This is a genomic window from Halogeometricum rufum (genome assembly GCF_900112175.1).
GTDB classification, from domain to species: Archaea; Halobacteriota; Halobacteria; order Halobacteriales; family Haloferacaceae; genus Halogeometricum; species Halogeometricum rufum.
On the sequence record NZ_FOYT01000003.1, the window covers coordinates 1 to 18,632 of the forward strand.

17 protein-coding genes are annotated in these 18,632 nt (G+C 67.2%); 7 read left to right on the forward strand and 10 right to left on the reverse strand.

What is annotated here, in order from left to right; all coding sequences use genetic code 11:
- Positions 1-1,062 (reverse strand): chorismate-binding protein (locus tag BM310_RS15160; protein WP_089809296.1); only part of this gene is annotated, 1,062 nt, incomplete at its 3' end.
- 326 nt (positions 1,063-1,388) lie between these two features.
- Here BM310_RS15160 and BM310_RS15165 point away from each other — a divergent pair.
- Positions 1,389-2,282, forward strand: coding sequence for a bifunctional methylenetetrahydrofolate dehydrogenase/methenyltetrahydrofolate cyclohydrolase (locus BM310_RS15165; protein WP_089809298.1), 894 nt, complete (start codon positions 1,389-1,391; stop codon positions 2,280-2,282).
- A gap of 251 nt (positions 2,283-2,533) precedes the next feature.
- Here BM310_RS15165 and BM310_RS15170 read toward each other — a convergent pair whose 3' ends face one another.
- Positions 2,534-2,734 carry a hypothetical protein gene (locus BM310_RS15170; RefSeq protein ID WP_089809299.1) on the reverse strand — a complete coding sequence of 67 codons (201 nt, stop codon included), beginning with the start codon at positions 2,732-2,734 and terminating at the stop codon, positions 2,534-2,536.
- A gap of 88 nt (positions 2,735-2,822) precedes the next feature.
- Between BM310_RS15170 and epsC the strand changes: the two genes are divergently transcribed.
- From epsC to BM310_RS15180, 3 genes are all read left to right on the forward strand, one after another.
- Complete coding sequence (epsC, locus tag BM310_RS15175; protein WP_089809301.1) at positions 2,823-3,692, forward strand: serine O-acetyltransferase EpsC; 870 nt, start codon at positions 2,823-2,825, stop codon at positions 3,690-3,692.
- Between the two features lie 118 nt (positions 3,693-3,810).
- Positions 3,811-3,969 (forward strand): hypothetical protein, encoded by a 159-nt coding sequence (locus BM310_RS21475; RefSeq protein WP_177232660.1) that lies wholly within the window; start codon positions 3,811-3,813, stop codon positions 3,967-3,969.
- Between the two features lie 270 nt (positions 3,970-4,239).
- A complete protein-coding gene (locus BM310_RS15180) occupies positions 4,240-4,890 on the forward strand; it encodes a bifunctional 4-hydroxy-2-oxoglutarate aldolase/2-dehydro-3-deoxy-phosphogluconate aldolase (protein ID WP_089809304.1) in 651 nt (216 codons plus the stop codon).
- Positions 4,891-4,919: 29 nt separating this feature from the next.
- Here the strand turns inward: BM310_RS15180 and BM310_RS15185 are convergent, their stop codons facing one another.
- The 8 genes from BM310_RS15185 to BM310_RS15220 form a co-directional block, all read right to left on the reverse strand.
- The gene (locus tag BM310_RS15185; protein ID WP_089809306.1) at positions 4,920-5,345 is read right to left on the reverse strand and encodes a DUF7522 family protein; all 426 of its coding nucleotides are present in this window, start codon (positions 5,343-5,345) and stop codon (positions 4,920-4,922) included.
- Positions 5,346-5,469: 124 nt separating this feature from the next.
- Positions 5,470-6,282 (reverse strand): SDR family NAD(P)-dependent oxidoreductase, encoded by an 813-nt coding sequence (locus tag BM310_RS15190; protein WP_089809308.1) that lies wholly within the window; start codon positions 6,280-6,282, stop codon positions 5,470-5,472.
- Positions 6,276-7,424, reverse strand: a complete 1,149-nt coding sequence (dgoD, locus tag BM310_RS15195; RefSeq protein WP_089809311.1) for a galactonate dehydratase — start codon at positions 7,422-7,424, stop codon at positions 6,276-6,278. Before dgoD ends, BM310_RS15190 begins: the two co-directional genes overlap by 7 nt.
- Positions 7,425-7,492: 68 nt before the next feature.
- Positions 7,493-8,614, reverse strand: a complete 1,122-nt coding sequence (locus tag BM310_RS15200) for an ABC transporter ATP-binding protein (RefSeq protein ID WP_089809313.1) — start codon at positions 8,612-8,614, stop codon at positions 7,493-7,495.
- A gap of 4 nt (positions 8,615-8,618) precedes the next feature.
- Positions 8,619-9,542: a carbohydrate ABC transporter permease gene (locus BM310_RS15205; RefSeq protein WP_089809900.1), complete on the reverse strand. Its 924-nt coding sequence runs from the start codon at positions 9,540-9,542 to the stop codon at positions 8,619-8,621.
- A complete protein-coding gene (locus BM310_RS15210) occupies positions 9,535-10,542 on the reverse strand; it encodes a carbohydrate ABC transporter permease (protein WP_089809315.1) in 1,008 nt (335 codons plus the stop codon). Before BM310_RS15210 ends, BM310_RS15205 begins: the two co-directional genes overlap by 8 nt.
- A 7-nt stretch (positions 10,543-10,549) precedes the next feature.
- Positions 10,550-11,929 carry an extracellular solute-binding protein gene (locus BM310_RS15215; protein WP_089809317.1) on the reverse strand — a complete coding sequence of 460 codons (1,380 nt, stop codon included), beginning with the start codon at positions 11,927-11,929 and terminating at the stop codon, positions 10,550-10,552.
- A 125-nt stretch (positions 11,930-12,054) separates the two neighbouring features.
- Positions 12,055-14,061 (reverse strand): beta-galactosidase, encoded by a 2,007-nt coding sequence (locus tag BM310_RS15220; RefSeq protein ID WP_089809319.1) that lies wholly within the window; start codon positions 14,059-14,061, stop codon positions 12,055-12,057.
- 128 nt (positions 14,062-14,189) lie between these two features.
- Here BM310_RS15220 and melA point away from each other — a divergent pair, with 128 nt between their 5' ends.
- The 3 genes from melA (at position 14,190) to BM310_RS21940 (ending at position 18,624) form a co-directional block, all read left to right on the forward strand.
- Positions 14,190-15,497: an alpha-galactosidase gene (gene melA / locus BM310_RS15225; protein WP_089809322.1), complete on the forward strand. Its 1,308-nt coding sequence runs from the start codon at positions 14,190-14,192 to the stop codon at positions 15,495-15,497.
- A gap of 682 nt (positions 15,498-16,179) precedes the next feature.
- Positions 16,180-16,929, forward strand: coding sequence for an IclR family transcriptional regulator (locus tag BM310_RS15230; RefSeq protein WP_089809324.1), 750 nt, complete (start codon positions 16,180-16,182; stop codon positions 16,927-16,929).
- Positions 16,930-17,643: 714 nt separating this feature from the next.
- Positions 17,644-18,624 (forward strand): 2Fe-2S iron-sulfur cluster-binding protein, encoded by a 981-nt coding sequence (locus BM310_RS21940; RefSeq protein ID WP_089809326.1) that lies wholly within the window; start codon positions 17,644-17,646, stop codon positions 18,622-18,624.
- The last annotated feature ends 8 nt before the right edge of the window (positions 18,625-18,632 follow it).

An 18,632-nucleotide genomic window follows, 5' to 3' on the forward strand; every position in this document is an offset into this window, starting at 1 on the left:
GGACACCTCGACGCTGCCGTACTCGCTCACCTTCCCGAGGTCGTTGCGTTCGAGGTCCACCAGCATCGCGTGTTCGGCGCGTTCCTTCTCGTCGGACCGCAGGTCGCGTTCCAGTTCGGCGTCCTCGGCGTCGGTCGCCCCGCGCGGCCGCGTCCCGGCGATGGGTTCCGTGCGGAGGCGGTCGCCGTCCACGTCGAGGAGGAGTTCGGGGCTGGCGCTGACGAGGTCGATACCGGGGAACTCGACGAGCGCGGAGTACGGCGCGGGGTTCACGCGCCGGACGGCGTCGAACGTCTCGACGGGGTGGACGGCGGCGGGCGCGACCAGTCGGTGCGAGACGTTCGTCTGGAACGTGTCGCCGTCGCGGACGTACCGCTTGATTCGCTCGACGCGGTCCGCGAACGCCGCCGCCCCGCACTCGCTCTCGAACGTCGCGCGGTCGCCGGCGGTGCGAACCGGCGGAACGCTCCCGTCGCCGTCGACCGCAGACCGCGCCAGCGACGTCGCCCGCCGCACGCCGTCCTCGTACGCCGCCGCCGGCGAGTCGTCGACGGTCGGGCAGGCGGTCACGCGCAGTTCGACGCTCCCCTCGCGCGGTTCCTCCCACGCCGCGACCTGGTCGAACACGCCCAGTTGCATGCGCGGGAGGCCGTCCGACTGCGTCGTCGACGGCAGTGACTCCAGTTCGCGGGCCACGTCGTACGACAGCCACCCGAACGCTCCGCAGGGGTACGGGACGTCGCAGTCGCCACGAGCGAGGTGCTCGCGTTCGAGGAGCGACGACAGTTCGGCGAGACTCGGGCTGTCGTCGCCCCGCGACGCCGCGTCGGCGCCCACGCGAACCCGTTCCACCGGGTCAACGCCGAAGTAGCCCCACCCCGACTGCCCGCCGGTCGTCTCGTAGTAGAAGCCCTCTGTCTCCTCGTCGCGGGCGCGACGGTAGGCCTCGTAGGGGTCTTCGACGGTGACGCGGACCTCGACGGGCACGCGGGCGCCCGGCGGTGCCGCCCGGGCCGTCTCGACGAACGGTGCTCGCTCCGTGACGGTGGTACACTCGGTCATCTGTGAGGGGTCGCGGCGGGAGTCGTCGCCCCGCCTACGTCGTGCCACACGCTCGGGTCGTCTCCGGCATAAAGCCTCGCGTAACCGGCGTTTCGGGGCGGTACGTGGCCGATTTCGCCGTCGGTCGACGCCGATTCGCCACCGGCGTTCCGCCGTCCACTTCAATGGGCGTACCATTCCACCTGCGGACCTATGTGGCTGGGTCGAGAGACGGTTTGCAGGATGGCGTCACGCGTCACGTGCGGTCGGCGCGTCCGGTCGCGTCGCCGTTGGCGGTGCGCGCCGACCCGCGGACGTCCGCGTGACCATTCACGACTTCACTCACCATGACGACGATAATCGACGGCAACGAGGTAGCCGACGGGATACAGGACGGGATAGCGTCGTGCGTCGAGACGCTCGCGGACGAGGGCGTCACACCGGGGTTGGCGACGGTGTTGATGAGCGACGACGACGCCAGCGAGACGTACGTGTCCATGAAACAGCGGACCTGCGAGGAACTCGGCATCGAGAGCTATCACCACGAGATAGCCCCCGACGAACCGGCGTCGACGCTGTTCGACCGCATCGACGCGTTGAACGACGACCCGGCGGTTCACGGCATCCTCGTCCAGATGCCGGTTCCGGACCACGTGGAGAAGCGGGCGGTCCTCGAACGCATCGACCCGGCGAAGGACGTCGACGGCTTCCACCCGGAGAACGTCGGCCGACTGGTCGCCGGGAACGCCCGCTACAAGCCCTGCACGCCGCACGGCATCCAGAAACTTCTCGCCGCCTACGACGTGGAGACGGAGGGCGCGGACGCCGTCGTCGTCGGGCGCTCCGACATCGTCGGCAAGCCGATGGCGAACCTGTTCATCCAGCGTGACGCCGGCGGGAACGCAACGACCACGGTGTGTCACTCGCGGACGAAGAACCTCGCGGAGAAGACGCGTAACGCGGACGTACTCGTGGCCGCCACGGGCGTCCCCGAGATGATAGACGGCGAGATGGTCGGCGAGGGCGCGACGGTCATCGACGTCGGCGTCAACCGCGTCGAGGCGGACACCGAGAAGGGGTACGAACTCGTCGGCGACGTGGAGTTCGAGAGTGCCAAGGAGAAGGCGTCGGCCATCACGCCCGTCCCCGGCGGCGTCGGACCCCTCACCATCGCGATGCTGATGTACAACACGGTGAAGGCGGCGAGCCTCCAGTCGGGCATCGCCGTGGACCTCCCCTGACACCCGCCGCCGCGGTCCGTATCTGGTACCCCCTGGGACCCCTGATTTCGTCTGTTACCGTCCCGACGCCGCCGCAGTCGCTGGTCGACGGCGCGTTCGGCGAGCGTTCGCCCGCCGGTGCTTCGGTCGACACTCCCGGCCGGCGCGTCGAGTCGACGCTCCGCACGAAACAGCACCTCTCAGAAAAGTCGGGAGTCGAGTTTCGAGTCGCAGACCCCCGCACCGGACTACCGGGGGTCCGCACCAGCGACTCAATGCACCTCGACGGCGCCGCACTCGGGGCAGGTCACTTCGACCGCGTCCCGCGCGTCCGCCGCGTCCTCGACGAGTTCGTAGCCTCTCGCGCACTGTTCGTGGAGGAAGACCCGGTGGTCTCCGTGGTCCCCGAGGACGATGTCGTCCCGTTCGTCCGGGAGGACTAACCCGTGGCAGAAGTAGCACTCGGCGTCCATACCGGTATATGGTGACTAATCGTGATATAACTGCCCCCGCGCGCCGGCGGCGTCCACTACTAAGACGTTCGGCGGCGAACGCCGGAGCATGGAGTACCGGTACACGGGAGAGGCGCACGAACGGTTGTACGCTTCCTACCGCGACGACGAGGACCCGTATCCGAAGCAGGCCCCGATGGAGTTCCCGACGCAGCGTCACAGTCGCGACGAAGTGGACATCCTGAAGCGACTGTTCTTCCCCACGTGCTGGAACGCGGCCAGCCTCGTGCGAGAGGAGTCGGCCATCCTCGACCACCTCGACGAACTCGGGACGCTGTTCTACGCGGGGATTCGCCCGTACACGGACGAGGACCCGGCGGCCACCGTCGAGACGATTCTCGACCGGCTTCCGGACATCCGCGCGCGCCTGAAGAAGGACGTCGAAGCCGCCTACAAGGGCGACCCGGCGGCGAAGACGTATCTGGAGATAATCCGCTCGTACCCCGGCGTCCTCGCCATCCAGGTCCAGCGCGTCGCGCACGCGCTGTACGAGGCGGGTGCGGGAGAGTACGCCCGCGAACTCACCGAGTACGCGAAGACGCAGACCGGCATCGACATCCACCCCGGAGCCGAGATAGGCGAGTACTTCTTCGTCGACCACGGCACCGGCGTCGTCATCGGTGAGACGGCCACCGTCGGCGACTGGGTTCGGCTCTATCAGGACGTGACCCTCGGAGCGCTCCACTTCGAGAAGGACGAGACGGAGGAACACAAACTCAAGAAGGGGTACAAGCGCCACCCGGACATCGGCGACCACGTCGTCATCGGGGCCGGCACGAAGGTGCTGGGGGCGATAACCGTCGGCGACCACGTCAGCATCGGGGCCAACTCGTGGGTGTCCGAGGACGTGCCGGATCACACCACGGTCCTCGTCAGCGACCACCCCACGCAGGAACGCAAGAAGACGGACCGAACGTAACCCGAGCGACCGAATCGACGCTGATGCGGGCGAATCGCTCGCCGAGTCCGTCGTCGAGGGCGTCGAGTCGGACGCCGAGAGCCTGCGGGAGCGGAGACACACGGCGACGCACGGAACGGTGTTGACGAGCGACAGCGAGGCCGACGAGCGGTTCACGACGACGAAGCACGAGCGCTGTGCGGCCGTCGGCATCGAGACGGAACGCGTCGACGTGACCGCACGGCAGGCCGGCTACGACGAGTTCGTCTGCGACGAACGAACCGCGTCTACGCCGTAGATACGCCGACTTCAGCCGCGTTCGGAGCCGGATAGACGCCTTCTTTCGCGAGATGGCGCGAGTTCGGCCATTCTCTGACTCAGATTTGGCATATATGTATTCATAGAGACAGTACTGACAGTCATCTCAGCGATTCGAGATGTAGAATCGCAGATAGAACGGAGGATAGAACGGAGGATAGAATCGCGGGTAGAACGTCGGGTGGGACGCCGGTCGAGTCGTCCGACGTCCGACCACGGCGTTTAAGCGGGTCCTCTACGAGCGATGCGTATGAGCCGAGAGACAGCGGCGCGCATCCGAGACAGCGGCGTCGTCGCCATCGCTCGCGGTACCGACGCCGACGCCGTCGTCGACACCGTCGACGCCATCCGTCGCGGCGGCGTCCCCACCGTCGAAGTGACCGCGAACACCGACGGCGTCCTCGACATGATACGCGACGTGTCGTCGACGTTCACCGCTGACGAACTCACCGTCGGCGCGGGGACGGTCCTCGACGCCGAAACCGCCCGGGCGGCCATCCTCGCGGGCGCGGAGTTCGTCGTCACGCCGTCCTTCGACGAGGGCGTCGTGCGGACGGCGAACCGCTACGGGAAGCCCTCGCTGGTGGGCATCGCCACGCCGACGGAGGCAGTCGACGCGTTCGAGGCCGGCGCGGACATGGTGAAGGTGTTCCCGGCGGCGACCCTCGGACCGGGGTTCGTCTCCGCACTCGGCGGCCCCCTCGGTCACGTCCCGACGGTGCCGACGGGCGGCGTCGGCCTCGGGAACGTCCGCGACTTCTTCGAGGCGGGCGCGACTGCCGTCGGCGTCGGGAGCGCCATCGTGGACGCCGACGCCGTCGCGCGCGGCGACTTCGACGCCGTCGAGGCGAACGCCCGCGGGTTCGCCGAAGCGGTCGAAGACGTCCGTAACGGGGACTGAACCGCCCCCGGCCGAAGTCGGCCGGGCGCTCAGGCCGACGATTCGAGGAGGAGGGTCGAGATGGTCGCCGCGGCCGTCTCGAACTCGTCCACGTCCATCGCGTCCGTCGTGAGGAGGACGCCGTGGTCGCCTTCGAGAATCCGGACGACGAAGCCGTCGCGGTGGAACCGGACGGTGAACTCGTAGTCGCCGATGCCGACCGGGTCCTCGGCCGCCAGCGCCGACCGAACCGGCGACTCCGCGAACCCCACCGTCTCGAAGTCCACGAGTCGCGCCTTCGCGGTGCGCGCCGCCTCGGGCGACTCGTACAGGTCGCTCCGGAGATAGACCACGTCGAACGCGGACGGCGTGAAGTAGACGACGCTTCGGAGCGTGTCGCCCAGACCCGTGCGCGCGGCGCCGATTATCCCCTCCGCCAACTCCGAACCGATTCCCGTGTGGTATTTGTCTGCCATACGTCCAGTACTGTCGCTCAGAGACTATCACCGTATCGTCAGACCGCGGAGAGCGTCCTGACGGCGAGAACGTCGGGAGGGGAACTCCGAAGAACGTCGAGGTGTGCGCCGGAGTCGGTCCGAGTCAGTCGCCGTCCCGGCGGCGTCGGTAGTCCGGGAGCGTGTCGTCCTGCATGACTGCGGCCCGCCCGCCGTCCGCGAGCAGGTTCGCGCCCGTGACGAACGCGGCGTCGTCGCTGGCGAGGAAGGAGACGACGCCGGCGACGTCCGCGGGGGTTCCGAGTCGGCCCGTCGGGTGGATGGCTTCGAGTTCGCGGCGGCGTTCGTCGGACATCTCGCCGGTGGTTCGGTCGATGGCGACCCAGCCCGGGTTCACCGTGTTGACGCGGACGTTCGGACCGAAGTCGAGCGCCATCGCCCGCGTCATGCCGTCGATGCCCGCTTTCACCGCGTTGTAGGGGAACTTCTCCGGCATCGTCAGCACGGCGTGGTTCGAGGAGACGTTGACGACGGCGCCGCGGTCCATCTCGGCGAACGCGTGCTTCGCACAGAGCCAGTACGACCGGAAGTCCGTCTCGAGGACGAACTCCCAGTCGTCCATCGTCGCCTCGTCCGCGGCGGTGTCCGTCTCGACGCCCGCGTTGTTGACGAGGACGTCGACGCCGCCGAACTCCTCGACGGTGGCCTCGACGAGTGCCGCGACGTCGTCCGGGTCGCGCACGTCGGCGCGGACGAACCGGGCCGACCCGCCCTCGTCCCTGATTCGCTCGACGACTGCCTCGCCCGCCTCGGCGGTCCGGCCCGTGACGACGACGTTCGCGCCCTCGGCCGCGAGGCGTTCGGCGACGCCCGCACCGATACCGCGCGTCGACCCCGTGACGAGGGCCGTGTCGCCGTCGAAGCGACCGGGGACCGGCGTCGGGTCGCCGCCTACCATTCGGCGACGCTCCCGTCGGGGTGTCGCCACACCGGGTTGTGCCAGTCGTCGTGCCCGGCGCGGTCCTCGACGACCGAGGCGTCGATGTCGACGCCGAGGCCCGGGCCCTCGGGGATGTCCACGAAGCCGTCGTCGTACTCGAACACCGAGGTGTCGGCGAGGTAGTCGAGCACGTCGGACGTCTCGTTGTAGTGGATGTCGAGGCTCTGCTCCTGGATGAGGGCGTTGGGCGCGCAGGCGTCGACCTGCAGGCAGGCGGCCAGCGCGATGGGTCCGAGCGGGCAGTGCGGCGCGAGCGCCACGTCGTACGCTTCGGCCATGCTCGCTATCTTGTTGACCTCGGTGATGCCGCCGGCGTGACTCACGTCGGGTTGGATGACGTCGACGACGCCCTGTTCGAACACCTGCTTGAAGTCCCACCGAGAGAACATCCGTTCGCCCGTCGCTATCGGCGTGGTGGTGTGCTGGGCGATTTCGGCGAGCGCGTCGTTGTGTTCGGGCAACACCGGTTCCTCGACGAAGAACGGTTCGTGTTCGGACAGCGCCTCCGCGAGGCGCTTCGCCATCGGCTTCGTCACGCGGCCGTGGAAGTCGACGCCGATGTCCACCTCCGGCCCCACCGCCTCCCGGACCGCACCGAGTCGCTCGACGGCGCGCGCGACGGTGTCCGGCGAGTCGATTCGGCTGAGTTCCGACGTGGCGTTCATCTTCAGCGCCGTGAAGCCCGCGTCGACCTTCTCGCGGGCGGCGTCGGCGACGCCGCCGGGTCGGTCGCCGCCGATCCACTGGTAGACGCGGATGCGGTCGCGGGCCTTCCCGCCGAGCAGTTCGTGGACGGGGGCGTCGTAGCACTTCCCCTTGATGTCCCAGAGCGCCTGGTCGATGCCGGCGATGGCGCTCATGAGGACGGGACCGCCGCGGTAGAAGCCGCCGCGGTACATCGTCTGCCAGTGGTCTTCGATACGGAGCGGGTCCGTCCCGAGGAGGTAGGTGTCCATCAACTCCTCGACGGCGGTTCTGACGGTTCGGGCGCGTCCCTCGACGACGGGTTCACCCCACCCGACGAGACCGGCGTCGGTCTCGACGCGCAGGAACAGCCATCGCGGCGGGACGGCGTAGAGGTCGTAGTCGACTATCTTCATGCTGGGTCGGTCGTTGTGTTCGCTCTCATTTAGCTCTGCGTTCGACGTCCGCTGCGGAGGCGAGCGTCTCATTCGGTCGTCATCCTCGCGACGTCGCCGTCGACGGTGTCCGTCTTCGTCTTCAGGGCGTCACCGGTGTCGGGGTCGAAGAGGTAGAGCGCCTCCTCGCCGAACGTGAACCGGACCGTCTCGCCCGTCTCCGGACGAACGGCGCTGTCGATTCGCGCCGTCAACTCCCGGCCGGCGAGTTCGAGGTAGAGGAAGTTCTCGTTGCCCATGTGCTCGGCCACGTTCACCGTCGTCGAGGTGCCGCCCTCGGGAACGAGTTCGACGTCTTCGGGGCGGAACCCGGCGCGGACGCGGTCGTACCCCTGAACCGGCGACTCGTCCGACAGGTCGTACTCGAAGTCGCCCGGGCCGACGAGCGTCGACCCCTCCACGTCGACCGTGAGGAGGTTGATGCTGGGCGACCCGATGAAGTCCGCGACGAACTCGTTCGTCGGCGACCTGTACACCGTCTCCGGCGCGCCGACCTGCTGGAGTTCGCCGTCGTTCATCACCGCGATGCGGTCGCCCATCGCCATCGCCTCCGTCTGGTCGTGCGTGACGTAGACGGTGGTGACGCCGAGCGTCTGCTGGAGTTCCTGCAGTTCGGTCCGCATCTCCGAGCGGAGTTTGGCGTCCAGATTGGAGAGCGGTTCGTCCATCAGGAACACCTCCGGTTCGCGCACGATGGCGCGGCCGAGGGCGACCCGTTGCTGCTGACCACCGGAGAGCTCTTTCGGCTTGTCGTCGAGGAGGTCCTCGATGCCGAGCATCGAGGCGGCGTCCTCGACGCGCTCGGTTATCTCCGCCGTCGTGAGCTTCGTCGAGAGCTTCAGTCCGAACCCGAGGTTCTGTCGGACGTTCATGTGCGGGTAGAGCGCGTAGTTCTGGAACACCATCGCCACGTCCCTGTCGCGTGCCCGGAGGTCGGTCACGTCGCGCGACCCGAACGTGATGGTACCGGACGTCACGTCCTCCAGCCCCGCGACGCAGCGGAGGGTGGTCGTCTTGCCGCAGCCCGACGGTCCCACGAGGACGAGGAACTCCCCGTCGCGAATCTCGAGGTCGACGTTCTCGACGGCGACTATCTTCTGTCCGCCCGATCCGAACTCCTTTCGTACCGCGTCTAGTTGTATGCTCGACATTGGGTTACTCCTTGACGGACCCCGCGAGGATTCCGCTGACGAACTGTTTCTGGAGGAACAGGAACAGCACGAAGATGGGCACGATGGACAGCGTCGCTGCGACCATTATCTGGTCGTAGTAGACGCGCTGTGCGCCCACGAGCTGATTTATCGCCACCGGGATGGTGTACTTGCCCTGTTCGAGGATGACCAGCGGGAACAGGAACAGGTTCCACTGGAACAAGAAGAGGATTATCGCCAGCGCCGCCAGCGACGACTTCATCGTCGGGAGCGCTATCTTGTAGAACAGTTGGAACTCCGTCGCGCCGTCCATCCGCGCCGACTCCAGCAGGGCGTCCGGTATCGACCGCATGTTCTGACGCATCAGGAAGATACCGAGCGGGTTCGCCGCCCACGGGAGGATGATGGCCCAGTAGGTGTTGGTCATGTCCAGCCGGCTCATCAGCAGGAACAGCGGGATGACCAGCAACTGGATGGGGAGGATGAGCGTCGCCAGGATGGAGTAGAACATCGGCTTCTTGAAGCGGAACTCGTACTTCGCGAAGGCGAACCCGGCCATCGAACACAGCAGCAGCGACAGCAGGGTGTACACCACGGCGATGAAGATGCTGTTGGAGATGGCGCCGGGGTTCCACAGGTGCCAGAAGTCGTAGGCGAAGTACACCGGTCCGAGGTCGACGTACTGCGTCATCTGGCCGATGTGGCCGAGGAACTGGACGTTTTCGCGGGCCTGCAGGGACTGCAGGTTCGCGAAGAACTCGTCGCCGGGGAGCAGTCGGGGCGACGTGCTGGAGAGGAACTCCGACTCCGAGAGCGTCGAGGCGACGAAGATCCAGTAGAGCGGGACGAGCGTGAGAATCGACCCGAGGAGGATGAACGAGTACGTGAGGAACTGCCAGACCGCGTCTCGGCGCGTCTCCTCACGCATCGTCGTCACCTCCGACGCGGAGTTGGACCGCCGAGAGGACGCTCACCACGCCGATGAGGACGTAGGTGAGCGCGCTCGCGTAGCCGAGGCGGAAGTCGATGAACGCCGTCTGGTAGATGTACTGCACGATGGTGATCGTCGACTCCAGCGGCGCGCCACCGCTGTTGATGATGACGGGCTCGCTGAACAGCTTGAACGTCCCGATGGTCGAGGTGACGAAGACGAACAGCAACACCGGACGCAGTTGCGGGACGGTGACGTACCGGAACTTCTCGATGCGGTTCGCGCCGTCTATCTCGGCGGCCTCGTACAACTGCTGTGGGACGTTCTGCAGTCCCGCGAGGAGGATTATCATGTTGTAGCCGGTCCACCGCCAGGTGACCGCGCCGACGATGGTCATCCGCGACCAGAACCCGCTGGTGAACCACGGAATGGGGTCGAGGCCGATTGTCGTCAGCACGTAGTTGACGAGCCCCGTATCCTGCATCATCAGCAGGAACACCGTCGAGTACGCGACGAGGTTCGCCGACACCGGCAGGGCGAGGACGGTGCGGAAGACGCCCCGGAACTTGACGAACGACGCGTCCAGCGCCACCGCCAGAAGCAACGCGATGCCGACCATCAGCGGCACCTGCACGAGCAGGATGAACACCGTGTTGAACAGCGCCTGGTGGAACAGCGCGTCTGAGAACATCGCCGCGTAGTTCGACAGCCCCACGAACTCCAGTCGCGAGAGGCTGAGGAGCCTGAACGAGAAGAACCCCGTGTCTATCCAGAGCAGCGTCTCGCTGCCGACGCCCTGGAACCTGAAGAACGACAGGTACAGCGTGTAGAAGATGGGGAACGCGAGGAAGACGGTGAACAGCGCGATGGCCGGGAGCAAGAACAGGTAGCCGACGAGGCCGTCGCTGGCCGACGGCATCGCCGCCGAGACCGACTGCCGCCAGAAGCGGAGCGAGTCGCGGGCGTTCGAGAAGCGGGGTGAGTCTTGCGTCGCCATCAGGTGGTCACGCGAGTTCCCGATCCGTTCGGTCCGCGACCTGTTCTGCGGCGCGCTGGACCGCCTTCTCGGGCGAGATGTCGCCGCTCATCATGGTGCGGAAGTGCGTGTTGACGGCCTTCGTGACCTCCGGCGTGTCCGGCGTGTAGCGGTACGGCGGGATCTCGGGCGCGATGTCCGCGAACAGTCGGCCGGCCGGCTGACCGCCGAGGAACTCGTTCTCCTGGTCGAACGCCTCGCTCTCGTACGTCGTCTCGAGGGCGGGGAAGATGCCGTACTCGTTGTACATCTGAATCTGGTTCTCCTTGTTCGCCAGCGTGTACACCATGTAGTCCCACGCGCGCCGCGCGACGGGGTCGTCGACCTGGTCTGCGATGGTGACGTTCGACCCGCCCCAGTTGGTCGCGCGGGGGCCGCCCGATTCGAGCGCGGGCGGTTTGATGACCCCCCACTGGCCCGACGTGTCGGAGAGTTCGGCTTTCAGCGTCCCCTCCATCCACGCGCCGGCGGTGAGACTCGCCGTCGACCCGTTTCCGAACGCCGTGAACCACGACGACGACCACGACGCGAGGTCGTTGGCGATGCCGGAGTTGTGGACGCGTTGGAGAATCTGCGCGACTTTCACGCTCTTGTCGCTGTGGATGTTGACCGCGCCCGACTCGGTGAACGGTTGCCCGCCGAGTTGCCGGAACATCATCCGCCAGAGGCCGTCGTAGTCGTTCGGCGGCAGGTTGAGCATGTACTGGCCGTCCGGGAGTTTCTTGCCCTCCTCGATGAACTGGTCCCACGTCTCGATGCTCTCGGAGTCGATGCCGTGTTCGTCGTAGACGTCGCGCCGGTAGAACGTCCCGACGGGACCGATGTCCCACGGGAGCGCGTACACGCCGCCGTCCTTCGTCAGCGGTTCCCACTTCCCGTCGACGAACTTGTCGCGGACGCCCGACTCCTCCAGCCACCCGGAGAGGTCGCGGAGGCCGCCCGTGGAGACCCACGCCGCCGCGTCCACGCTCTCCATCATCGCCGCCCCGGGCGCGCCGGACCCCGAGAGGAGCGTCGACTTGAACTTGCTCTTCATGTCCGCCCGGCCGATCTGGGTTATCTTCACGTCGCCGCCGTGGGCCTCCTCGTACGGTTCGTCGATGAGGTCGAGCGACTTCGCCGCCACGTCCCAGCCCCAGACCTCGATGCTGTCGGCCATCTCCGGCCCGCTCTGGGTCGTCTGCGTCGCCTGGTCGCCGCCGCCGGACGTCGCAGTCGACCCGCCGCCCTCCGTCGCCGTCGACGGCCTGTCGCCGGTGCCCGCACAACCGGCGAGGCCCGCCGCACCGGTGAGTCCGAGGTACTTGAGAAGCTGTCGCCGGTCGAGACTGCTGTCTGCTCCAGTCATTGGTGCTCGTCCTTGAGTCAGTATGAGGAAAGATACTTATAGATAACGATTGGTGCAGGTTCGAGCGCGGAGAGAGGAAGTGAGCGGGAGAGGCAGTGAGCGAGAGAACCGTCGCGACGCCGGCCCTACGGCGAGCGTCGTACCGAGAGGTCGCTCGCGGCCGCCTCGACGACTGCCGCGTCGAACCCGTCGAGCGACGACTCGCCCACTCGGAAGTCGGCGTCGTCCGGGGCGTCGACGGCGACGGGGTCGCTCGTGAAGTTACTCACCCACGTCAGGCCGTCGCGTTCGTTCACCCGGACGCCGTCGGGGAGGCGGTCGGTCGTCGCGACGCCCGCCCGGGAGAGGACGCCCGAGACGAGTTCGTCCGCGAGGTCCGCGCCGGGCCAGACGCCGCAGTAGACGACCGACCCGCCGTCGGTCGGCGCGCGCGTGACGGCGGGCGTCCCCGCCGCGAGGTCCGTCGTGTGCGTCGCCACCGTCTCGGTGTCCTCGTCGGGGACGAGCCACTCGGACCAGACGGAGACGGCGCGGGACCCCGCGTCCGTCTCGACCGCGAGGTCCACGTCCGCGGGGTAGCTCTCGTGTTGGTCGACCCGAACGCCCGCGAGGTCGGCGAACGGGCCGGGGGCGAGTTCCTCGTGGAGTTGGTTGGAGGGGGTCTTCACGCCGGAGCGAGCGCCGAGGAGCAGTTCGCCGCCGTCCTCGACGAACTCGCGCAGGTGCGCCGCGCGCTCGTCGTCCGCGAGGTGGAGCGACGGCGCGACGACGGCGGCGTAGTCCGAGAGGTCGGTCTCCGGGTGGACGAGGTCGACCTGCACACCGCGGGCGCGGAGCGCGCGGTAGTAGGTCCGGGCGTGCTCCCAGTAGTCGAACTCGGGCGCGTGGGGTTGCGCGTCTATCGCCCACCAGTCGTCGTAGTCGTGCAGGAGTGCCACCGGCGCGTCGACGTGGGCCGCGTCCACGTCGGCGAGTTCGGACGCCGCGGCGACGGCGTCGCGATAGCCCCTGTCCGGACTGCCGTCCTGCTTTCTGAGGCCGGCGTGGTACTGCTCCTGCCCCTGCCTGCATCGTCGCCACCGAAAGTAGAGGACGGCGTCCGCGCCGTGGGCCGTCGCGTGGTGCGCCCACAGGCGCATCGCCCCCTCGCCGGGTTGCGGGCAGTGCGGCGGCCAGTTCACGTCGCCGGGTTGCTGCTCCATCACCCAGAACGGCGCGTCGTTCGTGCCGCGGTAGAGGTCGTGGTTCATCCCCACCTGGTCGGGGTCGCCCGCGCGGAGTTCGTCCATCGACGGCGCGCCCGCGCGCCGGTCCTGCACGAACCCCGTCGGGTACGAGTCCCACGTCACGAGGTCGAGGTCGTCGGCGACGGCGTGGGCGTCCAGCGTCTCGAAGTCGCCCATGAAGTTGTGCGCGACGAACCAGTCGTCGTCGCGGTCACGGAGTATCTCGGCGTGGACGCGGTTGTAGTCGACGACGCTGTCCGACGAGAAGCGTCGGTAGTCGAGCAGGTGGGAGGGATGGTGTTCGGCCGGCGTCGGTCGCGGCGGGTCGACCGCCTCGAACGAGTCGTACCGCTGGCTCCAGAACGTCGTCCCCCACTTCTCGTTGAGGTCATCGACATCGTCGTACGTCTCCCGAAGCCAGTCCGAGAACGCCGCCGCGCAGTCGTCGCAGTAACACCGGACCGTCCGGTGACAGCCGAACTCGTTGTCGGTCTGCCAGCCGACGACGGCGTCCTCGTCGGCGTACCGGTCGGCCATCTCCGAGACGACGCGACGCGTCTCGCGACGGTAGACGGGGGAGTTGAAGCAGTAGTGACGGCGAGAGCCGAAGTGGCGGGGCGTGCCGTCGGGGTCCGCCTGCAGAATCTCGGGGTGGCGGTCGACCAACCACTTCGGCGGCGTCGCCGTCGGCGTACACAGGACGACCTTCAAGCCGTGGTCCGCGAGTGTCGCTATCGCCTCGTCCAACCAGTCGAACTCGTAGACCCCGCGTTCGGGTTCGAGGACGGCCCACGAGAACTCCGCCAGCCGGACGTACTCGATGCCGGCCTCTGCCATCTGTTCTGCGTCGCGCTCCCACCGCTCTCGCGGCCAGTGTTCGGGGAAGTAGCACACGCCGATAGTCATCGTCTATCTCCCCTCTCTCCGGCCGAAGAGAAAAGCGTTCCCCGACGACGCGTCCGGTGCCGGCGGCCCGGTGTCGGCGCATCCCTCCACCCGGCACGCTTATATCTCCCTCACTGCACCTGCGTACCATGCCGACGATTACGTTCATCGGAGCGGGCAGTATGGTGTTCGCGCGGAAGTTGATCGGAGACGTGCTCTCGTTCCCGGCACTCGCCGACAGCGAGATTCGGCTGATGGACATCGACGAACGCCGCCTGTCGCAGACGGCGCGCGTCGCCGAAGCGATGGTCGAGAACGAGGGTCTCGACGCGACGGTTCTGGCGACGACGGACCGCCGGGAGGCCCTCGACGGCGCGGACTACGTCCTGAACATGATCAACGTGGGCGGGGAGGAACCGTTCGAGAACGAGATTCGAATCCCCGAACGGTACGGCGTCGAACAGGCCATCGGCGACACCGCCGGCCCCGGCGGCATCTTCCGCGCCCTCAGGACCATCCCGACGATGCTGGACATCGCCCGGGACGTGGAGGAGTGCTGTCCCGACGCCCTCTTCATGAACTACACGAACCCGATGTCGATGCTCTGCCGGGCGATGTTCGAGGCGACGGACGTGGAGACGGTGGGTCTCTGCCACTCCGTCCCGCACACCGCGGAGGCGATTGCCGACTACCTCGACGTGCCGCAGGACGAACTCGACTACTGGGTCGCCGGCATCAACCACTTGGCGTGGTTCCTCGAACTCGAACGCGACGGGGAGGACCTGTATCCGGCGCTCCGAGAGGCGATGACGACGGAGTCGGTGTACCGCCGCGACACCGTCCGCTTCGAGATGCTGAAGCACTTCGGCGCGTTCGTCACGGAGTCGAGTCACCACGTGAGCGAGTACCTGCCGTACTTTCGAACCGAGGCGGAGACGATAGCGGCGATGCACGGCGAGGGCTACGCCGAACGGATGCCCACGGGGACGTACCTCGAAGGCTGGACCGCCCGTTCCGCGTCGCGGGACGAACCGACTATCGAGGAGAGTCTGGACGAGGTGGGCGTCGAACGGTCCGAAGAGTACGCCTCGCGCCTGATTCACTCAATCGAGACGGACACCCCCCGGCGATTCAACCTCAACGTCTCCAACGAGACGGACGCCATCGCGAACCTCCCGAACGACGCCTGCGTCGAAGTCCCGTGCGCCGTCGACGGGGCGGGGGTCCGACCCTGTTCGGTGGGCGAACTCCCGACGGAACTCGCCGCCTTCGACCGACAACACGTCGCAGTGTACGAACTCGCGGTGGACGCCGCGCTAGAGAACGACCGAGAGAAACTGCACCGCGCGGTCAAACTGGACCCCCTGACGAGTGCCGCGTGCACGCTGGACGAAATCCACGAGATGACCGAGGAACTCCTCGACGCCAACGACGCGTACCTCCCGCGGTTCGACTGACCGTTCGCAATCGGCGAACGGTTCGAGCACCGCGGGCCAGTTCGTCCACGCCACGCGGTGTAAAGCGCCGCCAGCCGAGATATCCGGCCGTCAGACGACTCGAACAGGAGTTCCGGCCAGCGAGAGCGTTCGCCCACGAAGAACGGTTCGCGTGACACCGCCCGGCGAGCGCACAATTTTTGTTGGAACTTTCGTGATATACAATTTTCCGCGCTTTGATGGGCGGATATATCGGCCTGCGCCGGCTTCCGGCGTCGGCGTTCTCAGTGAGTTAACGATTGACTTCGTCCGTCGCGCGAGGTTCGGATTTCCGTTACAATGATATACTCGTAACGCGAGTCCGAATCGAACGCTCGTGCCACCGGCCGGAATTCGCCCGGTCACGGTGTCTCTCGGGTGACCGGCCGCGTCCCCCCTCGGCCGTCGTCGAACTCGTCCTCCACACAGCGGTCTGTACGTGCGGTATTCGGTGAGAGCGGCGCTCTCGACGCCGACAGTTCGGCGGCGGGCACGACGGGAGTTCGACGATGAGGACGCACGCCGACGTGCGCACGAAAGGTATATGGGAATTCCATCACGAACTATACTCTATGTTCACTCATCGAGAACGCACGTCGGGCCGGGTCGCGAAGGGGCCGTCGAAGCGGCGTTCTGCCTCGAGGACGCGGGAGGAGACGGGACGATGACCGAGGAGTATCCGGTGAAGGCGACGTACACGAGCGTCCGGGTGCTCAGAGCGGTTCGGGCGAGCGACGGTATCGGCGTCTCGGAACTCGCGCGACGGTTGGACCTCTCGAAGAGCGCGGTCCACAAGCACGTGCAGACGCTCTCGTCGCTCGGCCTGCTCGCCCGCGAGGGCGACGACTACTACGTCGGACTCGGCCTGTTCGAACTCGGCACCGCGGCGCGGGACCGCCTCCCGACGTACGAGGCCGCACTCCCGGCGGTCGAACGACTCGCCGACGTCTCCGGTTGCGTGGCGACGCTCCTCGTCTACGAGTCCGGTCGGGGCGTCGTCGTCGCGCAGACGCGGGCGAACGAGTCGATGTCGCCGCCGTTCGGCGAGGGGGACACGGTTCCCCTGCACGCGACGGCGGGCGGGAAGACGATACTCGCGTACCGACCCGGCGAAGAGGTCGACCGGTGCGTCGCCGACGGACTCGACGCCATCACGGAGAAGACGATTACCGACGGCGAACGCCTCCGTCGGGAACTCCAGTCCATCCGCGACCGGCGCGTCGCGTTCGACCGGGAGGAGAACGCCGCCGGGTGGCAGAGCGTCGCCTCGCCGATTACCGACTCGCGGCAACGCGCCATCGCCGCCGTGAGCGTCTCCGGTCCGATGGAGCGGATGTCGGGGAAGACCCTCGAAGAGGACATCACCGGTCTGGTCGTCAGCACGGCGAAGTCGGTGGAGAACGACCTCCTGTGAGGGGGCGCACCGAGCGTTCCGAACGTGAGCGTCGTCGGCTCGACCTCTCCAAGCGTCTCGTGTCCGGTATCGAACGCCGATTAATCCTATCGAGTGACAGATACACCCGGTCCGAAGTTCGATTTGGAATATTGAATACATATCTCACCGTCAGGGCCGTATCAGGAACTACTTTGCCGGCAGTGAAGTTCAGTCCGGTCGATTACCGGCGTCGATTCGGTGACGTCGTCCGTCGAGGGTCGAACGTGGACGGTTCGGGTAGGACGGGCACCTACGTCTGATTTAGCCGGACCGACAGTTCCCCCGCGGAGAGACGGCCTGTGACGCCCGGGCGACGACGGCCGGTGGCGGTGTGGACGGCCACTTCGTATCAGGATTTTTGTATGATGTGTTCTGGCGTGACGGCCGGGCGGGGTGACTATCCGAGTCGGCCGAACCGCCACGAAGGGGCGACAGAGACCAGTTCGGGCGCTACGGCGTCGAACGACCGACAGACGGAAGCCCGCTCGATGTCACCTCACGAGTAGATTTATTATCGCGACCGACGACCGTGTTACATACGGTATCAAATGACACTCAGCACCAGCGAGAGCGGAGTCGTCGTCCGATTCCACAGTTGCGGGCGGCGGGTCTACGGCGTCGACAGTCGGCGGCAACCGCCCGGGAGACGGGGCCGGACGAACGGCCGTCGCTCGACTCGGGAGGGGTCGCGAGATGAGTTCTGACCGGCAGACGGCGACCGACGCGCCACCGTTGACCGAGGAGATTGCGCCGGGGACGGCGTCGGACCCGCCGGTCGGCAGCGACGACGCCGCCGTCGTCACCGTCGACGGCGTCGAGGTGTCCGTCGAAGCGGGCGGAACGCTTCTCGACGCCGTCGAGGCCGTCGAGACGGACGAGTACGTCCCGGCGCTCTGTCACTACGGCCGGCAGGACATCGGCCCGCGGAGCGAGTGCCGGACGTGCATGGTCGAGACGGCGTCGCACGGCGTCGTCCCGGCGTGTAGCTACCCCGTCGAAGACGGGATGGAGGTCCAGACGGACGCCTCGGCCGCCGCCGAGGCCCGCAGCGTGAACCTCGATTTGGTCCTGTCGGACCACAACCTCCGGTGTACGACCTGCGGGAAGAACGGCCGGTGCGAACTGCAGGACGCCTCCATCGAACAGGGCGTCGAGGAACCGCGGTACGGCGTCCTCGACGACCGAGACGAGTACGAACCCATCGACGACACGTCGTCGTTCATCCAGATCGACCGCAACAAGTGCATCCTCTGCAACCGGTGCGTCGAGGCGTGCAACGACGTGCAGGTCGAGGGCGTCCTCAGACTGGAGGGGTCGGGACCGGACACCCGCATCGGCTTCCAGAACGGCGCGGCGACGATGGAGGACTCGACGTGCGTCTCCTGCGGGCACTGCGTGACCGTCTGTCCGACGGGGTCGCTCGTCGAGAAGGGAATCGAGGACGCGACGACCCTCCCCCTCCCCGGCTTCACACAGAAGAACAGCATCGGCAAGACGTACCAGCGAACAGGGCAGTCGAAGGGACCGATGACGCCGAAGAAACGGGACGAACGAACGGAGACGACCGCACCGAGCACCGCGAGCGCAACCGGCGAGATGTCCGCCGAGACGGCGGGCGAAGAGTCCGACGAGTACGACTTCTTCGAGGACGCGACCGGAGGTGACTGGCCGTGAGCGACGAG

Excerpts from the sequence above, each read along its gene's own strand:
- BM310_RS15165 (WP_089809298.1), top strand. The coding sequence starts at position 1,389 with ATGACGACGATAATCGACGGCAACGAGGTAGCCGACGGGATACAGGAC.
- BM310_RS15170 (WP_089809299.1), bottom strand. The coding sequence starts at position 2,734 with ATGGACGCCGAGTGCTACTTCTGCCACGGGTTAGTCCTCCCGGACGAA.
- epsC (WP_089809301.1), top strand. The coding sequence starts at position 2,823 with ATGGAGTACCGGTACACGGGAGAGGCGCACGAACGGTTGTACGCTTCC.
- BM310_RS15180 (WP_089809304.1), top strand. The coding sequence starts at position 4,240 with ATGAGCCGAGAGACAGCGGCGCGCATCCGAGACAGCGGCGTCGTCGCC.
- BM310_RS15185 (WP_089809306.1), bottom strand. The coding sequence starts at position 5,345 with ATGGCAGACAAATACCACACGGGAATCGGTTCGGAGTTGGCGGAGGGG.
- BM310_RS15190 (WP_089809308.1), bottom strand. The coding sequence starts at position 6,282 with ATGGTAGGCGGCGACCCGACGCCGGTCCCCGGTCGCTTCGACGGCGAC.
- dgoD (WP_089809311.1), bottom strand. The coding sequence starts at position 7,424 with ATGAAGATAGTCGACTACGACCTCTACGCCGTCCCGCCGCGATGGCTG.
- BM310_RS15200 (WP_089809313.1), bottom strand. The coding sequence starts at position 8,614 with ATGTCGAGCATACAACTAGACGCGGTACGAAAGGAGTTCGGATCGGGC.
- BM310_RS15205 (WP_089809900.1), bottom strand. The coding sequence starts at position 9,542 with ATGCGTGAGGAGACGCGCCGAGACGCGGTCTGGCAGTTCCTCACGTAC.
- BM310_RS15210 (WP_089809315.1), bottom strand. The coding sequence starts at position 10,542 with ATGGCGACGCAAGACTCACCCCGCTTCTCGAACGCCCGCGACTCGCTC.
- BM310_RS15215 (WP_089809317.1), bottom strand. The coding sequence starts at position 11,929 with ATGACTGGAGCAGACAGCAGTCTCGACCGGCGACAGCTTCTCAAGTAC.
- BM310_RS15220 (WP_089809319.1), bottom strand. The coding sequence starts at position 14,061 with ATGACTATCGGCGTGTGCTACTTCCCCGAACACTGGCCGCGAGAGCGG.
- melA (WP_089809322.1), top strand. The coding sequence starts at position 14,190 with ATGCCGACGATTACGTTCATCGGAGCGGGCAGTATGGTGTTCGCGCGG.
- BM310_RS15230 (WP_089809324.1), top strand. The coding sequence starts at position 16,180 with ATGACCGAGGAGTATCCGGTGAAGGCGACGTACACGAGCGTCCGGGTG.
- BM310_RS21940 (WP_089809326.1), top strand. The coding sequence starts at position 17,644 with ATGAGTTCTGACCGGCAGACGGCGACCGACGCGCCACCGTTGACCGAG.